This is a genomic window from Acidithiobacillus thiooxidans ATCC 19377, from assembly GCF_009662475.1.
Lineage (GTDB): Bacteria > Pseudomonadota > Gammaproteobacteria > Acidithiobacillales > Acidithiobacillaceae > Acidithiobacillus > Acidithiobacillus thiooxidans.
The window spans coordinates 155,191-177,955 of the sequence record NZ_CP045571.1 but is presented as its reverse complement, the minus strand read 5'-3'; the positions used below and the strand labels follow the sequence as shown (position 1 = coordinate 177,955).

The following is a 22,765-nucleotide window of genomic DNA, read 5'->3' as shown; positions in this document are numbered from 1 at the left end:
TGTCATGCTGTTGATTCCGGCCATCGACCTTAAAGGCGGCAGTTGTGTGCGCTTGCGCCAGGGACGCATGGAAGACCATACCATTTTTTCTGATGATCCTGTTGCCACGGCCCAGCGCTGGGTAGATGGTGGCGCAAAACGTCTGCATATTGTTGATCTGGATGGAGCCGTACAGGGTGAGCCGGTCAATGCCAAAGCCATCGCGGCCATTTGTGAACACTTTCCAGACCTGGAAATTCAGGTTGGCGGTGGCATCCGCAGCGAGGAACAAATTGAAACCTACATCCAGGCGGGGGTGCGCTATGTCATTATCGGCACCCAGGCAGTCAAGGCACCGGGCTTCGTCCGCGATGCAGCCGTCAGCTTTCCCGGCCACATCATGGTCGGCATTGACGCCCGGGATGGCAAGGTAGCCACCGAAGGCTGGTCCAAGCTGTCCCGCCACGATCCCGTGGATCTTGCCCAACATTTTGCTGCCGATGGCATCGAAGCCATTATCTACACTGATATCAGCCGCGACGGCATGTTGAGTGGACCCAATATACCCGCCACGGTAGCACTGGCGCAGGCCGTCCCGGTTCCGGTCATCGCCTCGGGAGGCATTGCCGACCTCGACCAGGTGCTGGCGCTCAAAGCCCACGAAGACGATGGGGTAATGGGTGCCATCACCGGCCGGGCGATTTATGAAGGGACACTGGACTTTGCCAGTGCCCGCGCCCAGGCCGAGGCTTAGGGCCATGCTTTCCAGGCGCATCATTCCCTGTCTGGATATTGACCATGGCCGCGTCGTCAAAGGTGTCCAGTTCGTCGCCCTGCGCGATGCCGGTGACCCGGTAGAAGTGGCCAAACGCTACAATGATGAAGGCGCTGACGAGCTGACTTTTCTCGATATTTCGGCCAGTTATGAACAAAGGGGCACCCTGGCAGAGGTAGTTTCGGCAGTTGCTGCCCAGGTATTCATCCCTCTGACCGTCGGTGGCGGGGTGCGCAGCGTCGACGACATCCGCACCCTGCTGCTGGCAGGTGCGGACAAAGTCAGCATCAATAGTGCGGCCGTCAAGGAACCGGAACTGGTGCGTGCGGCGGCCCGGCGTTTTGGCAACTCCTGCATCGTGGTCGCTATTGATGCCAAACGCGTCGATGACCACTGGGAGGTATTCACCCACGGAGGCCGTCATTCCACCGGTCTCAACGCCATCACCTGGGCGCAGCAGATGGCGGACTATGGCGCCGGAGAAATCCTGCTGACCAGTATGGATCGGGATGGAACCGGTGTGGGATTTGATCTGGAGCTGACCCGCGCTGTCAGTGATGCGGTTCCGGTTCCGGTTATCGCTTCGGGTGGCGTCGGTGCCATTGAACATTTTGCCGAAGGCGTTGTGCAAGGTCATGCCGACGCCGTGCTGGCCGCCAGTGTTTTTCATTTCGGACAGTTTCGCATTGCCGAAGTCAAAGCCGAAATGGTCAAAGCCGGTATTCCCGTGCGGGAAAGCATCTGAAAACGCCGGCTGTGCATCCAGCATCAGACATATTGCGTAGTTTATAGAAACACACATACTTCGGGGGTTTATAGCGGCATGGGTGATAACCAGTACAACGCTCTCCTGGCAGCCGTACGCTGGAATGCCGATGGTCTGGTTCCGGCCATTGCCCAGGATGCCCGCAGCGGTAGGGTCCTGATGCTCGCCTGGATGAATGCCGAAGCCTTAACAGCGACTTTGCGGGACGAGATGGGCACCTACTGGTCACGTTCCCGGCAAGCCCTCTGGCGCAAGGGAGAAAGCTCCGGCCATTTTCAGCATCTGGTCGATCTGCGCCTGGATTGTGACGGCGATACACTGCTGATGCGGGTTATCCAGGAAGGGCCGGCCTGCCATACCGGCGAGGCCACCTGCTTTTTTCAGGGAGCGCCCGGTGCCGAAGGTTGGCAGCACCAGGCTCCGCCCCCAGGCAGCATTCTCGACAGCCTGCAGAGCACCTTACATCAACGTCGACAGGCTGATCCCGGCCAGTCCTACGTCGCGCAACTGCTCCATGGCGGCCAGGACCGGATCCTGAAAAAAGTGGGCGAAGAAGCCACAGAATTTGTGTTGGCCTGCAAAAATCATGAGAAAAAACCGATTATTGCCGAGGCTGCTGACCTGCTGTTTCACCTGATGGTGGCTCTGGAGGAACAGGATTTGCATGTAGATGATGTCCTCGCTGAACTGGCGAAACGCGAAGGAATTTCCGGCCTGGATGAAAAAGCTGCAAGGCGTCCGCTGGCTTGACGCAACAGAATTTTTTTTCTATGGTCAAAGAGTTAGGTTGTAGCGCATAGCCCTTTCGGGGCAAGGAGAGCAGTGATGGGCGCTTTTAGTATCTGGCATTTGATTATTATTTTATTGATTGTTGTAGCCCTGTTCGGCACCGCAAAATTGCGGAATGTTGGCTCGGATCTAGGCTCTGCAATCAAAAGCTTCCGTTCTGCCGTCAAGGAAGAGGAAGAAGAGAAAAAGGATGCGAGCATTGGTCATACCATCGATGCCAGCGTTCAGCCCAGTAAAGAGCACGAAACCGTTAATCGTTGATCGGTCATGTTTGATTTCAGTTTTGGCGAACTGGCACTTCTGGGCATTATTGTTCTGCTGGTGGTCGGCCCGGAAAAAATGCCTGAAATGGCTCGAACTGCAGGCAAGTGGTACGGTGTCATGCGCCGTACCATGAATGGTCTGCGTTCTGAAGTAGAGCAGCAGCTTTTGCTGGACGATTTGCGCAAGGAAGCAGACAAGTTAAGGGATTATGCCAGTGAGGAAATTTTACCGGGTGACATAACCGCTTCTGCGTCGCTTCGGGAAACCCGCGCCAACGAACTTGCCTCCGAAGCATCCCCTCCACAAGAAAGCGGGCCAAGACAAACGGAACTCGACATTGATGTCGTACCACCAGCCATACATTCTGATGACCTGCCTGGACCAGAAGATCGCCTGCATTGATGGCCGTTCTCTACTGCTGATGGAGTAGTTATTTTCACTTTTCCCTGTATGCCTTCTATCCCTTCATACGGCCTGGATGCTTGCACACACACTTTTTTTTGTATTCCGCCTGAGGAAATTGCTTAAACATGGAGAAATTGGCGGAGAACACTTTTATTGGTCATTTGCTGGAACTGCGTCGCCGGGTACTGGTATCCGTCATCGCCATTTTTGTTGGTTTTCTCGTTTCCTATCCCTTTTCCAAAACCATTTATAATATTCTTGCTGCCCCCCTGATTGCGGTTCTGCCCAAAGGCAGTCACCTGATCTACACCAGCCTTCCCGAAGTATTTCTCACCTATATTCAGTTGTCCCTGATTTCAGGATTTGTGCTGGCACTGCCCGTAGTGCTTTATCAATTCTGGGCTTTTCTGGCTCCGGGCTTATATGAACACGAGCGCAAAGCATTTTTCCCCCTCATTTTCGCTTCAATATTTCTGTTTATTGGCGGAATGCTCTTTGCCTATTTTGTGGTGTTTCCCAATGCGTTTCGTTTTTTTACCAGTTTTTCCGGTTCAGATATCACCGCCATGCCGAAAGTGGACAGCTATTTGTCCCTGATCGTCAAGTTCTCCCTGGCCTTTGGTCTGGCCTTTCAAATCCCTATTTTGATTGTCGTTCTGGTACGCGTAGGTATTCTTCAGGTTGCGACCTTGCGGCGGAGTCGTCGCTATGCGTTTTTAGTCTGCGCCATCGCCTCAGCCATCCTCAGCCCCCCCGATGTCATGTCCATGGTACTGCTCCTCATCCCCATGTATATGCTCTTCGAGCTGGGCCTGTTCTTTGCAGGACGCATCCGGACACGTCAGCCTGTTGCAGAAAATGTTGAAGAAGAAACCCCTGATCGCAGTGCTGCCGACGAAATGGATGTGGCAGAGGAGAGTTTCCGGAAGAAGGATGACGAGGAACAGTAAACAGGAACTACTGCGAGGCACCGCATTGTCTTTTCTCTTTGTAGATTCCATAATTAGAGCGAATCAGACATAGGGTGCGCGAAATGGAAGACAATTTGGTACTGGAACAACTCAGAAAAATCCGGGCTGAGCTGGATGCCGCCCGTGAGCGTGACCACGAAATCTTGGCGAGATTAGGCGGCATAGAGACAGGGCTTACCCGCATTGCCCGTGACGAAGCGGGTAATTATGCTGAAGTTATCCATGACCGACACAGCATTGACAGAATTCGGGAAAGATTGGACCGTATTGAACGTCGCTTGGAAATGGCTGACTAATGCCGCTTCATCACCAAGGTCACGCAAAGCGTTACGAAAAAACTTAATCTGCACGCGAAGCCCATTTGTCGAACACAGCCGCAACCTCCTCTGTGCTGGCAAAATCTTCGGCATCAGCATCTACAAGCCCAACATGAATCTGGGATGCCTGCCATTGCTCCCCTTCCAGGTACTCTTTGATGGCCTCCATAGCCAACCAAGACCGGCTACGTCCGGTCATTTCCGCCAACGATTCCAAATCATCCTGAACGGCTTCTGGCACCCTGATAGTCAATACAGACGACATGATGCACCTCCGAGCTGAATGTATGACTAAGCATACATAAGATACGACGCAACATGAATGGGGTCTGGAGTCCAATGGAACGAAAGCTTACGCGAAGCCTTAATATGCTTAAGTTGCATGAAAATAATATAAAAAATCAAGTTGATAGACATACACTCTCAGAGTGATACCGATCGGGTTACCTCCGTGCAGGATACCCTGGATCATTTACGACAAACTAGAGCCATCCAATCTGGTGTCGGGCGCCCAAAACCACATGTTTCAATCCACGCCCGACTTATTAGCAGGGCGATATTATCCAATGAATAGAGCGCGTCCTCAAAATGGCAGTGCACTGCATCCCGCACCTGAGCATGTAAAGCGGCCAGGTCATCAGACTCGGTAAAAATGTCCATACCAACAGCGCGGGCTATGAAGCCACCTTCTGGAGCTTCTTCAACGATAAAGTGGAGTTCGGACATGGGCATCCTCCTCATATCCGGCCGGGTGAAACAGGCCCAGGGGCCGGAGGGGTCCAGACAAAAGGTTTTTAAGTGCTTCTCCTCTATGTCAAATGGCCAGTATTTGAGCGTTGCCGACCTTACCGTACTCTCTGATTTTGCGGTCAGCCGTGACTAGACGCAGACCTCAATGGCAGCCAGTACGGCAGATGGTAATTGCTCCTTGGTGCCTTCTGCGTACCAGACCCAGGCGTCCGTATCAAGCGTAAAGCATCGCTCATTTTTTTCCGCCGCTGGGTCGCAAGCCGGAGTAGAGATCATCTCCATCGCCATTTTCCGCTGACCACAGCTCGTCCAGCGGGGCGAGGATATCTCCATGGATCGTGACGGTGCCCTTCATATAACCAAACATGCTTTTTGGCGTTTCATCGACAATAGGAACCAATTTGACCAAGGGTTTGCCGCGCTTGCCGATGACCAAAGGCTCGTGCGTTGTAGCGACTTCGTCAATCAGTTTCAAACAACTGGCTTTGATTCTGAGACGTTAATATTCATGACCCTTTCCACAAGACCACTACAGGCAGTCATCTTAGACCGCTAGGGGGTTTTGGCACAAACATCCTCAACCCCGAAACACCACCCGCCCCTCCACCAGGGTATAGCGCACCCGACCACGCAGATCCCATTGTGCATAGGGCAGATTGCGGCCCCGGCTAGCTCCGGATGCGGGATTAAGGGTAAATGCCGCTTCCGGATCAAACAGACACAAATCCGCCACACTGCCGACTTGCAGAGAAGGCAGCGGCAAGCCCAGCGCCTGAGCAGGGCCGGTGCTGAGTAATCGCAGCGCAGCCATTAAACCCAGCAGGCCGTCGTCCACCAGACGCAAAGTCAGCGGCAATAACCACTCCACCGCACTGATCCCGAAAGGAGCCTGAATAAAGGTCATGCTCTCGCGGTCTACCCCCCAGGGACTATGATCGCTGCTGATGGCCGTGACATCGCCATCGGCCACGGCCCGGCGCAGGGCATCCCGTTCGGCCAAAGAGCGTAACGGTGGCAACACCTTAGCATGAACGTTGAAAAACCCGACATCCTGCTCACTGAGCAGCAGGTGGTGGATGCTGACCCCGCAGCGCACCGCCTCACCACGCTTACGGGCGGCTTTTACCGCAGCAACAGCGCCGCCCGTGCTGAGATGAGGGAAAAACAGAGGGCAGCCACTTAGTGCCGCAATGGCTATATCCCGCTGGATGCCCACCTGTTCAGCCACGGCCGTGCGCCCCGGAAGGCCCAGCCGCAGGCTCAACCCGCTTTCGTTCATCACGCCATGGGCGGCCAGTTCGGGGTCTTCGGGATGGAGCATTACCGGCAGTCCCAAATCAGCCGCGTAGCTCAGGGCCAGACGCAGCAGGGCGGCGCTATGGACAGGCTGCTTGGCCTGACTGAACACCCGCGCCCCGGCGTCCATAAGTGCCGTCATTTCACTTAAGGCTTGCCCCTGCAAGCCCGTTGTCAGGGCCGCGCTGACCTGCACCCGCGCCAGAGCCAGCTTTCCAGCCAACAGTTGCTGCTCCCGGAGGACGGCAGGGGTATCGGCAACGGGCTGGGTATCCGGACGCAACACGACCTGCGTCACCCCACCCGCCACGGCGGCCTGCAACTCGCTGGTCAGATCGCCATCGCGTCCATGACCGGGACTATGCGCCTGTAGGCTGCTTTCGATAAGCCCCGGGCAAGCTACTAGGCCAGTACCATCGAGAATTTCATCCGCCCGAAAATCCTCAGCAACAGCACCCCGAATAGCGATTTTTCCAGCGGCAATGGCCAGGTCGGTAATCGCATCAAAACCATCGCCGGGATCCATGACGCGGACATTGCGGATGATTCTACGCATGGTTTTCGCCTCCGCCCGCAGCACCCGCCAGGAGCGTCAATACCGCCATACGCACGGCGAGACCGTGTGCAACCTGTTGCAAAATCACGGCCTGATGACCGTCCGCCACTTCCGACGCAATTTCCACGCCGCGATTCATAGGCCCCGGATGCAGGACTAGCGCATCAGGCTGCGCCCACTGTAAGCGCTCCGGAGTAAGGCCAAAGCGGCGATGGAATTCATCCAGACTGGGCAGACGATGGGATTCCATGCGTTCCTTCTGCAATCGCAGGGCACAAATGACATCGACACCGCGCAATCCTGCCTGCAGGTCGTGGTAGACATGCACCCCCAGCGCGGAGAGTTCTTTGGGAACCAGGGTTTGTGGTCCGATGACCCGGATTTCCGGGCAACCGAGAATCGACAAGGCATGAATCTGGGAACGCGCCACCCGCGAATGCAGCACATCACCCACAATAGCCACGACCCGGTCTTCAATGGGGCCGGCCAGACGCCGAATCGTGAATACGTCCAGCAAGGCCTGGGTCGGATGGGCATGCTGGCCATCACCTGCATTGATCACCAGCGCCGAGTCTCCCAGATGCCGGGCGATCAGATGCGCGGCTCCAGCTTCCGGATGGCGAATCACAAAACCATCCACCTGCATGGCCATCAGATTATCCACCGTGTCGATCAGAGATTCGCCCTTACTGGCACTGCTGGTACTGACCGCAATATTCAAAACATCGGCGGAGAGGCGTTTGGCGGCCAGCTCAAAGGTGCTCCGCGTGCGTGTGCTGTTCTCAAAAAACAGATTGACGATGGTTTTGCCCCGGAGCGTCGGGGTTTTTTTGACACTGCGCTGCGCGATGCTGAGGAAGGATTCGGCCGTATCCAGAATCTGCAGCATTTCGGGTTCACGCAGCCCTTCGGTGTTGAGCAGATGGCGGAGACGACCCTGGGCATCATATTGCGGATTACCATCACCAAAACGGAAAGTAGAAAGACTCATGAAGCTGTCCTTGGCGATGTCAGCAATTCCAGACGCAGCGGATCGGGCCCCCGGAGTTTGATTTGTCCACCCGCCGCCGCGTTGAGGCGCAGGGCAGCGATGTCGGCCGCCACCGGGACTTCGTGCCCACCGCGATCTACCAGTACGGCCAGGAGGATGCTAGCCGGTCGGCCATAATCAAATATTTCGTTCATGGCGGCGCGGATGGTACGCCCCGTATAGAGCACGTCATCCACCAGAATGATGGAGCGACCGTCCACAGCAAAGGGAATATCCGACGCCCGCACCTGCGGGTGCAGACCAATCTGACTGAAATCATCCCGATAAAAAGAAATATCCAGCTGCCCCAGCGCCGTTTTCAGCCCCAAAGCGCGGTGCAGCGCCTGGGCTATCCAGACACCACCCGTAAATATACCAATCATGGCGGTCTGCTCCGGGTCCACACGCGGGCGCAAATCCCGAACCATGCCTTCCAGCAGTGTTGTCACATCCCAGTCTGCATTCATTGCATGGCTCCGACATCCTGAAAAGTCTGGAGAATTTCACAGGCAGCGGCCTGATCCAAAAGCCCGGCGCGGCGCTTCGCCGAAAGCGCCCGTTCTTTCAGCATCCATTCGGCAGCGTGGCTGCTGAGGCGTTCGTCAACCCAGTGCACCGGCAGGGGGAAACGGCACTGCAGACTCTTGGCAAAATTGCGCACCCGGCGCACCATCAAGCCTTCACTATCGTCCATGTTCAGGGGCAAACCCAGAACTATCGCGCGCGGTCGCCAGTCCTTGAGGATGCGCGCAAAGCTCTCCCAATCCGGGCCGCTCTCGCCATTGCGCAGGGTAGCCACGCCCTGCGGCGCCCAACCGGATTCGCCCAACACGGCAATACCAATACGTCGCTCCCCGAAATCAACCCCCAGAAGCGGCCCGGAGCCCTCAGGCATGGCCCGCCGCCCCACTGAGCAGGCGCATATCCACGCCGAGGGAGCGCGCGGCGGCCTGCCAGCGTTCACTGGCGGGCAACTCAAACATGACCTGCATATCCAGCGAGCCGTGCAACCAGGAATTTTCTTTCAGCTCTTCTTCCAGTTGCTGTGCACCCCAACCGGCATAGCCCAAAGCCAGCAAATATCGTTGCGGTTCCTCATGCTGGGCGATGGCTTGCAAAATATCGGGAGAGCTGGTCAATGCCAGGTCCTCGTTCACCTCGAGACTGGAAAGCCATTCACCCTTGGGCGAATGCAATATGAAACCGTGTTGCGGCTGCACCGGCCCCCCCCAATACACCGGGCGATGAATCATTTCTTCGGAAGGCTGGATATCTACAGCCTTGAGAGCTTCGGACATGTTGATATCAACAAGACGATTGATGACCACGCCCATGGCACCGTCGGGGCTATGCTCACAAACCACAATCACCGTCCGGTCAAAAATACCGTCATGAAGCGCCGGCATGGCAATGAGCAGATGATTTTTAAGTGAAGAGAAATTCGTCATACTGCCTATCATACGGGTTTTCGATGAAAAACGGCAGATTGCATTCCCGACTGTGCCAGCGCGGCCATTACTGCCCTTGCTCCAGACGCTGCCAGAGCAGCTCGGCGGCATCCACAGCAAAAAAGCGACGAATCTCCCGCACCCCGGTGGGACTGGTGACGTTGATTTCAGTCACATAGCCGCCAATCACATCCAGCCCGACAAAAAGTAATCCTGCAGCACGGAGAGCTGGCCCTATTGCCGCACAAATATCCTGATCCCGCGCACTCAGCTCTGCGGCTACGGCTGTAGCCCCTGCTACCAGATTGCCGCGAAAGTCTTTTTCAGAAGGTACCCGCAACATGGCACCGGGCACCGCCACGCCGTCCACCAGAATAATGCGCTTGTCGCCTTCGCGTATGGCCGGAATATAGCGCTGGGCCATGACATAACGCTGTCCCCAGGCCGTTACGGTTTCGAGGATGCTGCCCACATTGCGGTCTTGCTGGTGCAGGTAAAATACCCCTTCGCCCCCCCGCGCAGAAAGGGGTTTGACCACCACCTCGCCATGCTCGGCCAGAAAAGCGCGCAGGTCACCCAGATCACGACTGACCAGAAAGGGCGGGAGAAACTCGGGGAAATGCAAGGCATAGAGTTTTTCATTGGCATTACGCAGACTCACCGGGTTGTTCACCACCCAGGTTCCGGCATGTTCCAGCAGATAGCAGGCGGTCAGATATTCCAGATCTACCGGAGGATCCTTGCGCATCAGTACCACGTCCATATCTGCCAGGGGCCGCTCTTCAACGGCAGCCAGCGTCGCGAAGTCGGTACTTTCATCCTGCACCGTCACCGCCTGCAGGCGTGCCCAGACCTTGCCATCGCGCATGAACAAATCAGGCAGGCCAAACACCCAGCACTGGTGCCCCCGTGCCTGCGCCGCCAGGAGCATGGCGAAAGTGCTGTCTTTGGCGGGTTTGATCCCGGCTATGGGATCCATGAGAATGGCTGCTTTCAACGGGGCCATCACTCAACACTCCGGATTTGCTGTCGACGCCAATCGGCCATTTCCCGGGCCGCCGCCACCAGGGTCAGGCGGGCAATGACGCCATAGGCATAGTAACGGTTTACCGGGGCATCGGGCGGCGATTTCCGGCAAGGCAGTATGCAAGGCTCACCAAAGGCCATGGGCTCAAAATGCGCGCCGGGGGCATTCAGGTTTTCATCGCGCCCCCGTCCGGTATGCACCCGGTAAAAGCCACCCAGCACCTGCTGACCCACCATATAAACTACCGGCTCAGCCACCGCCTCCTCGGCGGTCTGCTCAAAGGTATACACCCCTTCCTGAATAAACACGTCACTCACTGGCAGACCTTCCTTACTTTTAGCCATGCGCGTGCGTTCCTTGCGATTGAGATCCATGAACTCTTCACCGGAGTAAGCCGTCATGATGCCCATTCCGTAGGTGCCCGCGTCGGCTTTGACAATCACAAACGGACGCTGGGTAATCCCATAGTGGGCGTAGCGCTCGCGGGTCAGCTCCAGAACCGCATCCACATTGGCGACCAGGCAATCACGGCCTTCGGCACGCATGAAATCAATACCCTGACAACGCCGGAAAAACGGATCAATCAACCAGGGGTCGATATCAATCACTTCCGCCAGCTCATGCGCAGCGGCACGATAATGGGCAAAGTGCTGGGACTTCCGCCGCGAGCGCCAGCCCGCCGCCAGAGGCGGTGATATGGGCTGTTCGAGATTCTCCAGAATTTCCGGAACACCGCCGGAAAGATCGTTATTGAGCAAAATCAGCTGGGGATCAAATCCTGCGGCCTTTAAGCGTCCACCTTCACGAAAAATTGGCTCCAAAAGCAGGGAATTACCCGAAGGTAAATCATAAGCTGTGCGCTCTTCCAGCAAGAGCGAACCCACCCGCACTTCAAGTCCGGACATTTCCAGAAGCTCTCGCAATCTGGCCACATTTTCCAGATAAAACAGGTTGCGGGTATGATTTTCGGGAATGAGCAGCACGCGCTCCAGGCCCGGATGATGCTGGTTCAGATAGTGCTGAATGGCCGATACATAGAGCGATGAAAATTCAGGGTTCAGATTGTTGAAACCTGCCGAAAACAGATTGGTATCCACCGGTGCCAACTTGAACCCGGAGTTGCGCAAATCGACAGACGCGTAAAAGGGCGCCGGGGTTTTTTGAAACTGACCTCGAAACCATCGTTCGATGGCCGACTGACCCGCTATCAGATGCCGCTCAATATCCAGCAAGGCCTCGGTACGTTCCGTAGCGAGGAAGGGAATATTTTGTAAAACTTCTGTCATGCCTGTGCCTGATTCCTTTTGTCCAGCGCTACATAAGCCCTTGGGCTTGCACCATTGTAAACCTGGGTGGGACGAAATATCCGGTTGTCTGCCAGCTGTTCCCGCCAGTGTGCCAGCCAACCTGCCGAGCGCGCCATGGCAAATATGGGCGTAAACAAATCAGCCTTGATTCCCATTTCGTGGTAAAGAACACCAGAATAAAAATCGACATTGGCGTGAATGCCCTTGGGGCCGAGGCGATCAGTCGCCTGTTTTTCGACCTCAATGGCAATTTCAAAAAGCTGGCTATGCCGCAAATGCCCGTTGCTGGCCAGTTTCTCCATCATCTCTTTCAAAATCGCCGCGCGAGGATCCCGGGTCTTATACACCCGGTGACCAAAGCCCCAGATTTTTTCCTTATTGGCCATTTTGGCGTCCAGATAGGCACCCACCTTGGCCACACTGCCAATTTCCTCCAACATCTCAACCACCTTCTGATTGGCACCACCGTGCAAGGGACCCGCCAGCGTGCCAATCGCACTGCCAATCACATGGTAGGGATTGGTGAGCGTAGAACCGGTAACCAGCACCGCAAAGGTACTGGCATTGATGGTATGTTCGGCGTGCAGAATCAGACAGGTGTCGAGGATTTTCGCCAGTGCCGGATTGGGCTCCTTACCGGAAATCATATACAGAAAATTGGCGGCATGATTCAGATCCGTACGCGGCACGATGGGATCATTGCCGAAACGCATCTGCTCCCACATGGCGACGATGGTGGGCATCCGGGCGATGATGCGCATTGCCATGGCATCCAGATGCGGGGTGTTTTCGCGCTCAGCATCGGACAGCTCCTGCTGCGGATAAAACATCCCCAGACTCGCCACGGCGCAATGCAGCATATCCATGGGATGCCCGGTTACCGGCATGAATTTCATGATTTCCCGGACATTATATTTGACTTGCCGATGACTGCGCAGCCCTTCATCAAAAGCTTTGAGATCTGCATCATCCGGAAGTGCGCCATCCAGCAGAAGCAGGGCCACTTCTTCAAAACTACTATGGGCTACCAGGTCATCAATAGCGTAGCCACGATAACTCAGCAAGCCAGCCGCACCATCTATGTGAGAAATACTGGAGTGCGTTGCCGCCACGCCTTCCAGACCGGGAGCCACGTTCGTATCCGCCATGCCGAACTCCTTGTTATTCTGGTCAGTAATGAATCCAACTGTCACTGGGCAACAACCCACGCACAGTTGCTGTCCTGATCAGGACAGCAAGAGCCTGAGAGTCATCATAACGCGCTGGAAAAATAAAAGGGAGGCCATGAGCCTCCCCTGGAGAAATTCTTATCTCTACAAAAATCAGGCAGAGAAAGAAGATCCGCAACCACAGGTGGTGGTCGCATTCGGGTTCTTGATCACGAACTGGGCACCTTCCAGGCCTTCGCTGTAATCAATTTCAGCGCCAACCAGATATTGGTAACTCATGGGATCAATCAGGAGGCTGACACCAAACTGATGCACTTCCGTATCACCCTCATTCATATTCTCATCAAAAGTAAAACCATACTGAAAACCGGAACAACCGCCGCCCGTCACAAAAACTCGCAGCTTGAGGTCTTCAGAGCCTTCTTCTTCAATCAGAGAGGTAATTTTATCCGCCGCGTTTTGCGTCAGGGTCATTACCGGAGGAATGGAATCCAGATTGGTCATTGTTTCAGTTGCTGTGCTCATTGTGCTTAACTCCATGCGCTGCAGCGCGTTGTTCAGTGGATACCCGACCATTTTGCTCGCTTTTTCGGGGCAGCGTCAAGTTGTCCGGACATTTTTCGGGACGGATATAACCGTTTCAGTCTCTTTCGGGATTTTTCGGAGCATACTGAACAGCGGCAATCCGGGCACCGATCAGTACCGCAAGCAGCACTGCCGTTGCGATCAGATCCATGGGTCCGAGACGATGGGCATAAAGACCGATAAACAATTCCCGCAAGACAAAAACAATGGCGACTTCCGACAGCACCCGCAAGCGAATGCGGTGAAACTCCAGGTAATCGGTAAATGTCCGGAACAGTTCAATGAGCACAAATACCGACAGCACATCAGCCACCAGGCCCTGAATGGCCGCTTCTTCCCGAAAGGACAGGATGGTTTCGTACACGTCCCAGACCACCCCCACCACGGAGGCCAGCAAGGTGATCAGCATGACAAATATCAGCACCACCACGATGAGGTCGAGGAATCTTTCGTAAAAGCGCAGGATGCGTGCGCGCACCCCACTGATAATTACTGCTGGCTGCGATTCCTCAACATCCGGCTTGGCCAAGTTGTCAGCCTGCTGCCCGTGCCGAGCGCCGCAAACGCGACAGCAGACGCCTGGCCATTTCTCCGAACAACTCAGTCTGGGTGGGATGGGGATGAATAGCCTCGGCTACCTGTTCCAGTGTCAACCCGGCACTGACCATCATGACGGCTTCACCCACCAGCAGATCGGCGTGATCGGCCAGGAAGTGGACGCCAACAATGCGGTGGCTGACCTTGTCGGCCACCATTTTGATGAGACCATCGGTTTCACCGGTCATCATGGCCTTGGCATCAATACTCATGGGCACCTTGACCTCGGCCACATCCATACCTGCGGCCTTGGCCTGCTCCATGGACAGTCCAACGAAGGCGCACTGTGGCCGGGTAAAAGTCACACCACTATCTTTGGCCGCATCATATTGAGCGGTATGCCCGAGCAGGTTGGCAGCAGCTACCCGGCCCTGCTGACCCGCCGTGTGCGCCAACATGTAACCGCCCACCACATCTCCTACCGCATAAATATGCGCCACGCTGGTCTGACCTGTGCTGCTCGCCGCAATCGCGCCCCGCTCGGCAAGAGTCACGCCTGCTGAGGCCAAGTTCAGCGCGCTGGTATCAGGACGTTTGCCGGTAGCCACCAGCAGCAGGTCACAGGAATGATGGGTAACTTCTTCACTGAACTGATAACAGATATCCAGGGCTCCGGGCTTACCGGAAACTTCCTGCACCTTGACGTCAGTCAGAACCTGCAGACGCGGACTGTTGTGCGCCAGTGCCTTCATCAACTGCTCGGAAACTTCTTTTTCCATTTCCGCCACCGGTCGCGGCAGCGCCTCCAGCACCAGCACCTCGGCGCCAAAATCATGGAACATCTGCGCCATTTCCATACCAATGGCACCCGCGCCAATGACGCAAAGCCGCTTGGGGGGTTGGGCGAGATCCCAAACGGTATCCGAGGTTACCGCAGCACCACTTTTCAAGGCTTCCTGAACGCCGGGAATAGGCGGCACAAAGGCGGGAGCGCCGGTAGCGATGACGCAAGCACCGAAACTGAGACTGCGCGCGTCTTTACCGCTGATTTCGACGCTGTGTTCACCGGTAAATCGCGCCTTGCCTTCAAGCACCTGAATTTTCATGCCCTGGTCGGTTTTCAGGGCCATTTCTCCGCGTGTCTGCAAGATGCCCCGACGATGTTTTTCCAGTTGCGCCCAGTCTAGCTTCGGCGTCCCCATTTGCAGTCCCATGGCCGCATCATGTTCCCGATCCCGAATCCGGTCTGCTGCAGCCCGCCAGGCTTTGGAGGGAATGCAGCCACGCCACAGGCATTCACCGCCGGGATAGGGGGCATTATTGACCATGGCTACCTTGACACCGTTTTCGACGAGTTCCCGGGCGCAATCCTCACCGCCCGGCCCGGCGCCAATAACCAGCACCTGAACATCATAATCGCCTTCGGGAATGGGCGCGGCAGCAGTCCCCAGCCAGCCCTCCGGATGTTCAATGGCTTTTTTGAGATCTTTCAGAAAGAGCGCGGCTTCGGCACCATTGACCACCCGATGATCTGCCGTGATGGTAATGGGCATACCTTCCGGACTATTACCGGCAATGGCAATAATGGCGGCGGTCCCCGGCGTGACAATGGCATCAAACTGGGTGATGCCATACATCCCCATGTTCGAAATGGTGAAGGTGGGATGCGTATATTCGGGAGGACTCAAGCGCCGCTTACGCGCTTTTTCCACCAGCGGCGTCCATTCACTCTGGAGTAGCGCCAGATCCTTGCCCTCCACCGCACGCAACACCGGAACAACCAACCCGCCGTCTTCCGTCGTCGCGGCGATGCCAATATCATGCTGGGCGCGCTCCACGATTTTGTCCGTCGGCTGATAAGCGGCATTCACCAGGGGATGTTTGGCCAACGCCTGGGATGCGGCCTTGGCGATAGCCACGGTCAGCGACACTTTGTGCGCTTTGGCAGCGCGCATCAGAGCTTCGGGTTTGGCCTTCACGGTGACGTGAAATACCGGAATACTCAGGGAGGCCACCATGGCCTGACTGATGGCCTTTTCAATGGCGCTCATCGCCCGCCCTTCTCCGGGCACGGCAGGTTCAGAAACTCGGGCGCCTGTCGTGGCGGGGGCAGCACGACCAGTCACAGCAATGACATCTGCGGCAACAATGACTCCTGCTGGCCCACTACCCTGCAGATGATTGAGGTCCACGCCCTGCTGCCCGGCCAACTGCCGGGCAAAGGGACTTGCCGCCCCCTGCTGAGGGCGCGGCGCAGGTTGCGCTCCAGGCACCCGGGCTGACAAAGGCTGAGCAACAGGCGCTTGAGCGGAGACTGTGGAAGCGCCGTGAGTCTTGCCCACCGCAGCGGCCGACACCTCCGGTCGTGATCCCGAAACAGTGCCGGCTTCGCGCACCTGATCCGCAGTTTCTACCAACCAGGCAATCGGATCACCCACGGGTACCACCGCATCCACCGCAACTCGCGGACCGGAAAGATAGCCTTCACGAAATACTTCCACATCCATGATGGCCTTGTCGGTTTCAATGGTCGCCACCACATCGCCACGCTGGATTTTATCGCCCAGAGATTTTTCCCAGGACACCAGCACGCCTTCGGTCATTGTATCGGAAAGCTGTGGCATTTTGATGGCATAACCCGAAGGCGCTTCAGATTCTGTCGGTGTTGTCGGTTCTGAAGCAAGGGCAGGCGCACTTTGGACTGGGGCATCCTGAACCGGGGATACGGCCTCATCCGGCGTTTCCGTCAGATAGGCCATGGTCGCACCAACCGGCATGACACTATCCACCGCCGCCAAAGGACCCGCCAGATAACCGGAGCGGAACACTTCCACATCCATGATCGCCTTGTCCGTTTCGATGGTCGCCACCACATCGCCGCGTTCGACCCGGGCGCCAATGGGTTTTTCCCAGGAAACGACCACACCTTCCGTCATAGTATCGGTCAGTTGCGGCATCTTGATGACGTAAGGTTCAGCCATTTTTCACCCTATTGAGTTTCTGTAGATCAAAACATATCGAGAGAAGTGCGGCCTTAGCGGCCAAACATCTTCCTTACCGCAGCAATCACATCCCCGGCATTGGGAATCGCCGCCTTTTCCAGACGATGATTGTAGGGAATGGGAATATCCAGGGCATGCACACGCACTGGTGCCGCATCCAGATCAAAAAAGCATTCTTCATTGATGATGGCCATGACTTCCGAACCAACACCGACTGGAGCTTCGTCTTCTTCCACGATGATGGCATGATGGGTTTTGCGCACGCTGGCAGCAATTCCGGCACGATCCAAAGGTTTCAAGGCCCTTAAATCAATCACTTCAGCATCAATACCATACTCGCTGGCCAGTTTTTTGGCCGCGTCCAATGCCCAGTGCACACTGATGTTGTAGGCAAAAATGCTGACATCCTTACCCGAACGCATGATTTCCACACCTTCCAGCGGGGTGAAAAACTCCTCGTCCGGCACTTCGCCCTTGAGGTTATACATGCTTTCATGTTCGATAATCACCACCGGATCATCTGAGCGTACGGCACTTTTCAGCAAGCCATAAGCATCCCGGGGGGTAGCCGGAGTCACCACGCGCAGGCCGGAAATTCCCATGAATACTTTTTCCATACGCGCCGAATGCTGGGCACCCAGCTGATGCGCCGTGCCACCGGGAACGCGCATGACAAAGGGACAACGAATCCGTCCACCCGACATGTAATGAATTTTCGCCGCGTTATTCATGAGCTGATCCATAGCCAGCCAGGCAAAATTCACGCTCATGATTTCAACGATGGGGCGGGCACCAACCATGGCGGCACCCACACCAATGCCGGTGTAGCTGTTTTCGGAAATAGGGGTGTCAACAACCCGCTGTTCACCATATTTGGCGAAAAGTCCTGAAGTCGCCTTGTAGGTACCGCCAGCGACACCAATATCCTCACCCATGGCAAATACCAGCGGGTCACGTGCCATTTCTTCATCGTGGGCACGCAGAATTCCCTGCCAATACATTAACTCAGCCATGGTTGTTACCTCCTTCGGTATAGACGTAACGCGCTACATCCTCGACGCGCGGTTCCGGGCATTCATTAGCGTAACGCACCACTTCGTTCTCGATTTCGTCCTGAACCGCCTTGTCCATGGCATGGAATTCATCTTCAGTCACCACGCCAGCTTCTACCAGACGGCGCTTGTAAATGCCGATGGGGTCGCGCTGCGCCCATTCTTCCACTTCTTCCTTGCTGCGATAGGCACCAGAGTCAGACATGGAATGGCCGCGCAAACGATAGGTCATGAGTTCCAGGAAATAGGGCTTGCGTTGTTCGCGCACATAATTTACGGCTTTTTCAGCGTGAGACATGACAATATCAATGTCTTGCCCATCACATTGCGCTGCTTCGATGCCGTAAGGTGCCACACGTTTGTACTGGTTGATTTCCACCGTCGAACGCTCAATGGCCGTACCAATGCCATACAGGTTGTTTTCACAGATAAACAGCACCGGCAGGTTCCACAGGCTTGCCATATTCATGGTCTCATGGAAGGTCCCCTGGTTGTTGGCGCCATCCCCCAGAAAACAGATGGAGATTTCCTGACCACCACGCAACTGGATCGCCTTGGCAAAGCCGGCTGCCAGCGGGAAGGGCCCGCCAACCAGCGCGTAACCGCCCATGAAATGCACGTCTGGGTCGAACAAGTGCATGGAACCACCCCGGCCCTTGGAGCAACCGGCTTCCTTACCGAAAAGCTCGGCCATCAGCGCTTTGGGATCCATGCCGGATTTGATGGCATGAATGTGGTCCCGATACCCGGTCACCACATAATCAGAACCCGTTTGGGCCTTCTCCAAAACGCCAATCGCGCAAGCTTCCTCACCCGGATAAAGGTGTAAAAAACCGCCAATCTGACGTTCGTGATAAGCCTCCGCGCAGCGTTCTTCAAAGCGGCGGGCAAAAAGCATTTCACGCAACAGGCGCTTCTGGTCCGTGGCGTCCATGGTCCTCCCAGACAAAATAATGGACCGCGTCCGCAGACGTGGTCGTAGTGAAAATTCAGCCAAAGTCATGGAGATGATGGCCTAGGCTACTGCAAAGCGTCAAGAGTAGTGGATATGGCGTGGGGCATTCCAATGCCGTATCCTTAAAAAACCCGCTTGATAAAGACCAAGCGGGTCATCACAAAAAAGCGCAAACGGCCGTCATACAACTTTATTTGACGGTAGTACGCACCATGACACTGGAATTGATTTCAACCCGCTGGTTTTTGAAACGACCAGCCGGAGTCGTGTTGGTAGCAATGGGATCTTCATAGGAGTGGCCTTTGACCGTCATATGATCCGCAGCAACACCCCGCTTTTCGAGATAACCGGCAACACTGCCCGCACGCGCTTTGGACAGCTTGTAGTTATAGGCATAACTTCCTGTTTTACTGCAATAACCGTTAATATGCAGAGTAGCATCCGGGTGCATTTTGGCGAAACCGGCCACTTTATCGAGGACGCCAATATCCGACCCCATCAACTGCGCAGAACCGGTTTTGAAATTGATACCGGTAATGGTGATGGGCTTACTTTCCAGCACCGTACGCTCTACCGGAGCGATAGGTGCAGGCGGCGGTGGTGGTGTCGGTGCAGAAACCACCGGGGCTACCGGAGCAGGACCAGCCGGGCAAGGTGTCACCTCATATAAACCACAGCCCGAGGCAGCCACGACGGACCCCAATAGCAGTAACTTGGATAATTGCGCAGCATGTTTCATGTTTGGATTCTCCTGAACTCAAAATACGTTAGATGGAGAGCCCCGCAGCAGCGAGGCTCCCTTTTGATGAAATGACCGATCAGAACATGAAGCCGGTTTCGACCATGCCACGCAGTTGATTGGTGTTAGTTCCATTAGCACCGGAGAAGCCCAGTCCGGCAGGTGCAGAGGCGGTCACATAAGAAAGTTCTGCGCGGGCGAAGAAACCACCACTTTGGTAGGTTGGCGTGAGGGTGATGGACCAGGCGTGGGAATCGGCGGGGAGATCAGTGAGTGAGGACGCCACACCACTTGCATTAAGCCCTTCACCAGGCTTGCCACCAACGACCAGGTATTCAGCACGAGCACCCAATGAAATAGTGTTGGTAAAGCTATAATCAGCCAACAAAGAAGCGCCATAATTATTAAACTCATGTGTCACGCCCAATAAAGGTGCTTTTGGCGTATGCATGTACTGGACATAAGGTTCAATCATCCAAGGACCTGAACTGTATTCATATTCGACACCATAAATCTGGCTTTCATTACCGAGGGCACTGTAAGCTACATCATTGGAACTGAGACGGGATTTACCCAAGGAACCTTGCCCATAAATACTTACCGTATTTGAGCCATTAATGGCGTAGCTGACCAATCCGCTGAGTACATTATATCGATTGGAGTAATATCCATCTGTCCAGGCAAGCGATGCACTCAATGGACCTGCACTGCCATTAAATTGTATACCACGGCTGATAATGGGCTCCATATCCCAAAGTAGGCCACGCTCAATGTTGATATTCTGGTAGGTAAAGCCACCTTCTGCACCAATCAAGGTGGGTAATTTTCCGATTTCTACAGAATAATTAGAGGATGGCGCAATTTTTAAATAAGCAACCGGCAAGGCTCCAAAATCGTTTATATTGCCTTGAATTGTTGTTGGCGGAACCGTGGCATTGCTAGTGTAGTGTTGCATTCTTGGTGAACCTTAAGGTTAATGATGATAAAATAGCTCCATGTTGAGGGTATGAATGGAGTCGAGCCTTGCGAGTTGCGCCCACAGTCACTTTAACCAGCGAAGAGCGGTCCGAGTTGTCCCGTATAGTCGCCTCCCGATTAAGCAGTGTCCGCTTGTCATTACGGGCACGGATGATATTGCTGGCGGCAGAGGGCTTGCAGAACAAAGAAATTGCGGAGCGCCTGGGGGTGGATCGCCTGCAAGTCGCACGTTGGCGCAAGCGTTATCTGGAACACCGCTTGTCGGGCATTGAACGCGATTTACCGCGCGGCGCCCCTCCGGTGAAAGTGGATGTGGCCCGTCTGGTAGAATTGACCACGCAGAGTAAGCCGGAAGCGATGACGCATTGGAGTACGCGTAGGATGGCGGCAGAACTGGGTGTCAGTGCCGCCAGTGTGTCACGGCATTGGCGCAAGCATGGCCTCAAGCCTCATCTGCTGCGTGGTTTCAAGGTGTCACGTGACCCGCATTTTGTGGAAAAGCTGGAAGATATTGTGGGGTTGTATATGTCTCCCCCGGAGCATGCCTTGGTGCTCTGCGTGGATGAAAAAAGTCAGGTACAGGCCCTGGACCGGACCCAACCGGGACTCCCCCTCAAAAAGGGCCGCGCAGAAACGATGACCCACGACTACAAACGTAATGGCACTACGACCTTGTTTGCCGCCCTCAACGTGCTGGATGGTCAGGTCATCGGACAGTGTCAACAGCGCCATACCCATGTGGAATGGCTGAAGTTCCTGAAGAAAATTGATCGGCAGACGCCCAGGGACAAGGCTCTGCATCTGATTGCCGACAACTATGCGACCCATAAACACCCGGTAGTACAGGCGTGGCTCGACAAGCACCCGCGTATTCACATGCACTTCACGCCCACTTCGGCATCCTGGCTCAACATGGTCGAGCGTTTCTTTCGGGATATCACGACCCAGCGGTTACGTCGTGGGGTGTTCACCAGTGTGCCTGAACTCATCCAGGCCATTGAGGGGTACATCGACCACCACAACACCCATCCCAAACCTTTCATCTGGACCAAAACCGCCCGCGACATCCTGCAAAAAGTCATTCGCGCCAACAGCCATTTAAGCAGCAAACAGAATGCAACACTACACTAGTTGTACTTGTAATCGAAGGAATGGATGCAGCCAGTGTAGGGAAGCTGTAAGCACCAGCCTGAATGTAAAATTGAATAGGACCATTTTCTTTCTGGATGATTACCATACCGTTGGTAATGGACGCACCCAATCGTTTAGCTCCCAAGGTACCCGCTAATCCTTGAGGATTATCCTGATAAAAGGCCATGCCGCTGGCTACGCCTTGCACATCCAGTTGACCCAATGGTCCGGCACAGAATTTGAGGGGATTCGGCAAAGATAATGGACTGGCGTCCGCCACAGCGGCGACCAATGGCAGACCCGTCAGCATGCTGGCGAGAATTGAACGACGTAAAAACGAATAGCGATTTTTAGTGCTGTAGTGCGACATGTTGACTCCCTGGTTTGTATGAAAAAAATCAAGCCTGTTGTCAAAAAGCAAAATACATGCCTGCACAATGTTTTTATATAGTGCCATGATTTATTTTATATTTTTAAATTAAACATCACAATCCCAGGAAAATTATAAGCGTGCCATGCACCATTTTGGTGGTCAATGCATCAAATTGGTGCGACGGCAGATTGCGCCCACAAAAAACCCCGGCATAAAATGATGTCGGGGTTTGAGTTCATTACATCGGGAAAACTTTCTGGTTAATTCCCGTTCAGCGTTCTTTCAATGTTGGGCAGTGCCGCACCAACTCCGGCACCCACTGCACCACCCACGGCTGCACCCACCGCAGGATTGCCAGCAACAACCGTACCCAACACGGCCCCTCCGGCAGCACCAATAGCACCACCACTAAGTGCCCGTTGGCCGGTGGGACTCATGTTTGCACAACCACTCAGTGCAACCACACACAATGCGATCAACAACCATCCACTTTTTCTGGAGCCGCGCTCCAAAACCTCAGCATTCATTTTCACTCAACTTACTCCTGTACTTTTCTGGCTCACT

At 54.9% G+C, this 22,765-nt stretch carries 28 protein-coding genes; 8 read left to right on the top strand and 20 right to left on the bottom strand.

Features of this window, described 5'->3' with window-relative positions; genetic code table 11:
• The first annotated feature begins 4 nt into the window (after nt 1-4).
• The 7 genes from hisA to GCD22_RS00875 all read left to right on the top strand — a co-directional run bounded on the left by hisA (nt 5) and on the right by GCD22_RS00875 (nt 4,245).
• The gene (hisA, locus tag GCD22_RS00905; RefSeq protein WP_024893449.1) at nt 5-733 is read left to right on the top strand and encodes a 1-(5-phosphoribosyl)-5-[(5-phosphoribosylamino)methylideneamino]imidazole-4-carboxamide isomerase; all 729 of its coding nucleotides are present in this window, start codon (nt 5-7) and stop codon (nt 731-733) included.
• A 4-nt stretch (nt 734-737) separates the two neighbouring features.
• Nucleotides 738-1,499 (top strand): imidazole glycerol phosphate synthase subunit HisF, encoded by a 762-nt coding sequence (gene hisF, locus GCD22_RS00900; RefSeq protein WP_024893450.1) that lies wholly within the window; start codon nt 738-740, stop codon nt 1,497-1,499.
• A 78-nt stretch (nt 1,500-1,577) separates the two neighbouring features.
• Nucleotides 1,578-2,270: a bifunctional phosphoribosyl-AMP cyclohydrolase/phosphoribosyl-ATP diphosphatase HisIE gene (gene hisIE / locus GCD22_RS00895; RefSeq protein WP_010640670.1), complete on the top strand. Its 693-nt coding sequence runs from the start codon at nt 1,578-1,580 to the stop codon at nt 2,268-2,270.
• A gap of 75 nt (nt 2,271-2,345) precedes the next feature.
• Entirely contained in the window at nt 2,346-2,570 is a 225-nt protein-coding gene (tatA, locus tag GCD22_RS00890) for a Sec-independent protein translocase subunit TatA (protein ID WP_010640672.1), read from the top strand.
• Between the two features lie 6 nt (nt 2,571-2,576).
• On the top strand, nt 2,577-2,975 hold the full coding sequence (tatB, locus tag GCD22_RS00885) for a Sec-independent protein translocase protein TatB (RefSeq protein ID WP_024893451.1): 399 nt from the start codon (nt 2,577-2,579) through the stop codon (nt 2,973-2,975).
• Between the two features lie 128 nt (nt 2,976-3,103).
• A complete protein-coding gene (tatC, locus tag GCD22_RS00880; RefSeq protein WP_024893452.1) occupies nt 3,104-3,928 on the top strand; it encodes a twin-arginine translocase subunit TatC in 825 nt (274 codons plus the stop codon).
• An 83-nt stretch (nt 3,929-4,011) separates the two neighbouring features.
• Complete coding sequence (locus GCD22_RS00875) at nt 4,012-4,245, top strand: hypothetical protein (protein WP_031570998.1); 234 nt, start codon at nt 4,012-4,014, stop codon at nt 4,243-4,245.
• A 43-nt stretch (nt 4,246-4,288) separates the two neighbouring features.
• Here the strand turns inward: GCD22_RS00875 and GCD22_RS00870 are convergent, their stop codons facing one another.
• The 18 genes from GCD22_RS00870 to GCD22_RS00785 form a co-directional block, all read right to left on the bottom strand.
• Nucleotides 4,289-4,531, bottom strand: coding sequence for a CopG family ribbon-helix-helix protein (locus GCD22_RS00870; RefSeq protein ID WP_024893454.1), 243 nt, complete (start codon nt 4,529-4,531; stop codon nt 4,289-4,291).
• A 203-nt stretch (nt 4,532-4,734) separates the two neighbouring features.
• Nucleotides 4,735-4,992 (bottom strand): hypothetical protein, encoded by a 258-nt coding sequence (locus GCD22_RS18115; protein WP_024893455.1) that lies wholly within the window; start codon nt 4,990-4,992, stop codon nt 4,735-4,737.
• 256 nt (nt 4,993-5,248) lie between these two features.
• Complete coding sequence (locus GCD22_RS00860) at nt 5,249-5,491, bottom strand: type II toxin-antitoxin system Phd/YefM family antitoxin (protein ID WP_024893456.1); 243 nt, start codon at nt 5,489-5,491, stop codon at nt 5,249-5,251.
• Nucleotides 5,492-5,593: 102 nt separating this feature from the next.
• Nucleotides 5,594-6,868 carry a dihydroorotase gene (locus GCD22_RS00855; RefSeq protein WP_024893457.1) on the bottom strand — a complete coding sequence of 425 codons (1,275 nt, stop codon included), beginning with the start codon at nt 6,866-6,868 and terminating at the stop codon, nt 5,594-5,596.
• Nucleotides 6,861-7,859, bottom strand: a complete 999-nt coding sequence (locus tag GCD22_RS00850) for an aspartate carbamoyltransferase catalytic subunit (RefSeq protein ID WP_024893458.1) — start codon at nt 7,857-7,859, stop codon at nt 6,861-6,863. The genes GCD22_RS00855 and GCD22_RS00850 overlap by 8 nt, the downstream gene beginning before the upstream one ends.
• Nucleotides 7,856-8,365, bottom strand: a complete 510-nt coding sequence (pyrR, locus tag GCD22_RS00845; RefSeq protein ID WP_010640684.1) for a bifunctional pyr operon transcriptional regulator/uracil phosphoribosyltransferase PyrR — start codon at nt 8,363-8,365, stop codon at nt 7,856-7,858. Before pyrR ends, GCD22_RS00850 begins: the two co-directional genes overlap by 4 nt.
• The gene (ruvX, locus tag GCD22_RS00840; RefSeq protein ID WP_024893459.1) at nt 8,362-8,793 is read right to left on the bottom strand and encodes a Holliday junction resolvase RuvX; all 432 of its coding nucleotides are present in this window, start codon (nt 8,791-8,793) and stop codon (nt 8,362-8,364) included. Before ruvX ends, pyrR begins: the two co-directional genes overlap by 4 nt.
• Entirely contained in the window at nt 8,786-9,346 is a 561-nt protein-coding gene (locus GCD22_RS00835; protein WP_031570991.1) for a YqgE/AlgH family protein, read from the bottom strand. Before GCD22_RS00835 ends, ruvX begins: the two co-directional genes overlap by 8 nt.
• A 67-nt stretch (nt 9,347-9,413) precedes the next feature.
• A complete protein-coding gene (gene gshB, locus GCD22_RS00830) occupies nt 9,414-10,352 on the bottom strand; it encodes a glutathione synthase (RefSeq protein ID WP_024893461.1) in 939 nt (312 codons plus the stop codon).
• Entirely contained in the window at nt 10,352-11,659 is a 1,308-nt protein-coding gene (gene gshA, locus GCD22_RS00825; protein ID WP_010640691.1) for a glutamate--cysteine ligase, read from the bottom strand. The genes gshB and gshA overlap by 1 nt, the downstream gene beginning before the upstream one ends.
• On the bottom strand, nt 11,656-12,828 hold the full coding sequence (locus GCD22_RS00820) for a citrate synthase (protein WP_024893462.1): 1,173 nt from the start codon (nt 12,826-12,828) through the stop codon (nt 11,656-11,658). The genes gshA and GCD22_RS00820 overlap by 4 nt, the downstream gene beginning before the upstream one ends.
• Before the next feature lie 174 nt (nt 12,829-13,002).
• Nucleotides 13,003-13,374 (bottom strand): iron-sulfur cluster insertion protein ErpA, encoded by a 372-nt coding sequence (erpA, locus tag GCD22_RS00815; protein ID WP_010640694.1) that lies wholly within the window; start codon nt 13,372-13,374, stop codon nt 13,003-13,005.
• A 115-nt stretch (nt 13,375-13,489) separates the two neighbouring features.
• Nucleotides 13,490-13,963 carry a phosphate-starvation-inducible PsiE family protein gene (locus tag GCD22_RS00810; RefSeq protein ID WP_024893463.1) on the bottom strand — a complete coding sequence of 158 codons (474 nt, stop codon included), beginning with the start codon at nt 13,961-13,963 and terminating at the stop codon, nt 13,490-13,492.
• Nucleotides 13,964-13,967: 4 nt separating this feature from the next.
• Nucleotides 13,968-16,952 carry an FAD-dependent oxidoreductase gene (locus tag GCD22_RS00805; RefSeq protein WP_024893464.1) on the bottom strand — a complete coding sequence of 995 codons (2,985 nt, stop codon included), beginning with the start codon at nt 16,950-16,952 and terminating at the stop codon, nt 13,968-13,970.
• Nucleotides 16,953-17,005: 53 nt separating this feature from the next.
• Nucleotides 17,006-17,986 carry an alpha-ketoacid dehydrogenase subunit beta gene (locus GCD22_RS00800; RefSeq protein WP_010640699.1) on the bottom strand — a complete coding sequence of 327 codons (981 nt, stop codon included), beginning with the start codon at nt 17,984-17,986 and terminating at the stop codon, nt 17,006-17,008.
• Complete coding sequence (gene pdhA / locus GCD22_RS00795; protein ID WP_010640701.1) at nt 17,979-18,959, bottom strand: pyruvate dehydrogenase (acetyl-transferring) E1 component subunit alpha; 981 nt, start codon at nt 18,957-18,959, stop codon at nt 17,979-17,981. The genes GCD22_RS00800 and pdhA overlap by 8 nt, the downstream gene beginning before the upstream one ends.
• Before the next feature lie 211 nt (nt 18,960-19,170).
• Nucleotides 19,171-19,719, bottom strand: coding sequence for an OmpA family protein (locus GCD22_RS00790; protein ID WP_010640703.1), 549 nt, complete (start codon nt 19,717-19,719; stop codon nt 19,171-19,173).
• Nucleotides 19,720-19,798: 79 nt separating this feature from the next.
• A complete protein-coding gene (locus tag GCD22_RS00785; RefSeq protein WP_244947556.1) occupies nt 19,799-20,674 on the bottom strand; it encodes an outer membrane beta-barrel protein in 876 nt (291 codons plus the stop codon).
• 68 nt (nt 20,675-20,742) lie between these two features.
• On the opposite strand from GCD22_RS00785, the gene GCD22_RS00780 reads away from it, so the two are divergent.
• On the top strand, nt 20,743-21,828 hold the full coding sequence (locus GCD22_RS00780; protein WP_065972780.1) for an IS630 family transposase: 1,086 nt from the start codon (nt 20,743-20,745) through the stop codon (nt 21,826-21,828).
• Here the strand turns inward: GCD22_RS00780 and GCD22_RS00775 are convergent.
• Nucleotides 21,776-22,285: a hypothetical protein gene (locus tag GCD22_RS00775; RefSeq protein ID WP_244947555.1), complete on the bottom strand. Its 510-nt coding sequence runs from the start codon at nt 22,283-22,285 to the stop codon at nt 21,776-21,778. The genes GCD22_RS00780 and GCD22_RS00775 overlap by 53 nt on opposite strands.
• A gap of 176 nt (nt 22,286-22,461) precedes the next feature.
• Nucleotides 22,462-22,728 carry a YMGG-like glycine zipper-containing protein gene (locus tag GCD22_RS00770; RefSeq protein ID WP_010640706.1) on the bottom strand — a complete coding sequence of 89 codons (267 nt, stop codon included), beginning with the start codon at nt 22,726-22,728 and terminating at the stop codon, nt 22,462-22,464.
• Nucleotides 22,729-22,765 lie beyond the last annotated feature (37 nt).

Coding starts and splice junctions, on each gene's coding strand:
- hisF (WP_024893450.1), top strand. CDS start 738: ATGCTTTCCAGGCGCATCATTCCCTGTCTGGATATTGACCATGGCCGC.
- GCD22_RS00855 (WP_024893457.1), bottom strand. CDS start 6,868: ATGCGTAGAATCATCCGCAATGTCCGCGTCATGGATCCCGGCGATGGT.
- GCD22_RS00805 (WP_024893464.1), bottom strand. CDS start 16,952: ATGGCTGAACCTTACGTCATCAAGATGCCGCAACTGACCGATACTATG.
- tatC (WP_024893452.1), top strand. CDS start 3,104: ATGGAGAAATTGGCGGAGAACACTTTTATTGGTCATTTGCTGGAACTG.
- GCD22_RS00835 (WP_031570991.1), bottom strand. CDS start 9,346: ATGACGAATTTCTCTTCACTTAAAAATCATCTGCTCATTGCCATGCCG.
- GCD22_RS00820 (WP_024893462.1), bottom strand. CDS start 12,828: ATGGCGGATACGAACGTGGCTCCCGGTCTGGAAGGCGTGGCGGCAACG.
- GCD22_RS00785 (WP_244947556.1), bottom strand. CDS start 20,674: ATGCAACACTACACTAGCAATGCCACGGTTCCGCCAACAACAATTCAA.
- GCD22_RS00790 (WP_010640703.1), bottom strand. CDS start 19,719: ATGAAACATGCTGCGCAATTATCCAAGTTACTGCTATTGGGGTCCGTC.
- hisA (WP_024893449.1), top strand. CDS start 5: ATGCTGTTGATTCCGGCCATCGACCTTAAAGGCGGCAGTTGTGTGCGC.
- erpA (WP_010640694.1), bottom strand. CDS start 13,374: ATGAGCACAGCAACTGAAACAATGACCAATCTGGATTCCATTCCTCCG.
- tatA (WP_010640672.1), top strand. CDS start 2,346: ATGGGCGCTTTTAGTATCTGGCATTTGATTATTATTTTATTGATTGTT.
- gshA (WP_010640691.1), bottom strand. CDS start 11,659: ATGACAGAAGTTTTACAAAATATTCCCTTCCTCGCTACGGAACGTACC.
- GCD22_RS00775 (WP_244947555.1), bottom strand. CDS start 22,285: ATGGCACTATATAAAAACATTGTGCAGGCATGTATTTTGCTTTTTGAC.
- ruvX (WP_024893459.1), bottom strand. CDS start 8,793: ATGCCTGAGGGCTCCGGGCCGCTTCTGGGGGTTGATTTCGGGGAGCGA.
- hisIE (WP_010640670.1), top strand. CDS start 1,578: ATGGGTGATAACCAGTACAACGCTCTCCTGGCAGCCGTACGCTGGAAT.
- tatB (WP_024893451.1), top strand. CDS start 2,577: ATGTTTGATTTCAGTTTTGGCGAACTGGCACTTCTGGGCATTATTGTT.
- gshB (WP_024893461.1), bottom strand. CDS start 10,352: ATGGCCCCGTTGAAAGCAGCCATTCTCATGGATCCCATAGCCGGGATC.
- GCD22_RS00850 (WP_024893458.1), bottom strand. CDS start 7,859: ATGAGTCTTTCTACTTTCCGTTTTGGTGATGGTAATCCGCAATATGAT.
- GCD22_RS00770 (WP_010640706.1), bottom strand. CDS start 22,728: ATGAATGCTGAGGTTTTGGAGCGCGGCTCCAGAAAAAGTGGATGGTTG.
- GCD22_RS00800 (WP_010640699.1), bottom strand. CDS start 17,986: ATGGCTGAGTTAATGTATTGGCAGGGAATTCTGCGTGCCCACGATGAA.
- GCD22_RS18115 (WP_024893455.1), bottom strand. CDS start 4,992: ATGTCCGAACTCCACTTTATCGTTGAAGAAGCTCCAGAAGGTGGCTTC.
- GCD22_RS00870 (WP_024893454.1), bottom strand. CDS start 4,531: ATGTCGTCTGTATTGACTATCAGGGTGCCAGAAGCCGTTCAGGATGAT.
- pdhA (WP_010640701.1), bottom strand. CDS start 18,959: ATGGACGCCACGGACCAGAAGCGCCTGTTGCGTGAAATGCTTTTTGCC.
- pyrR (WP_010640684.1), bottom strand. CDS start 8,365: ATGAATGCAGACTGGGATGTGACAACACTGCTGGAAGGCATGGTTCGG.
- GCD22_RS00875 (WP_031570998.1), top strand. CDS start 4,012: ATGGAAGACAATTTGGTACTGGAACAACTCAGAAAAATCCGGGCTGAG.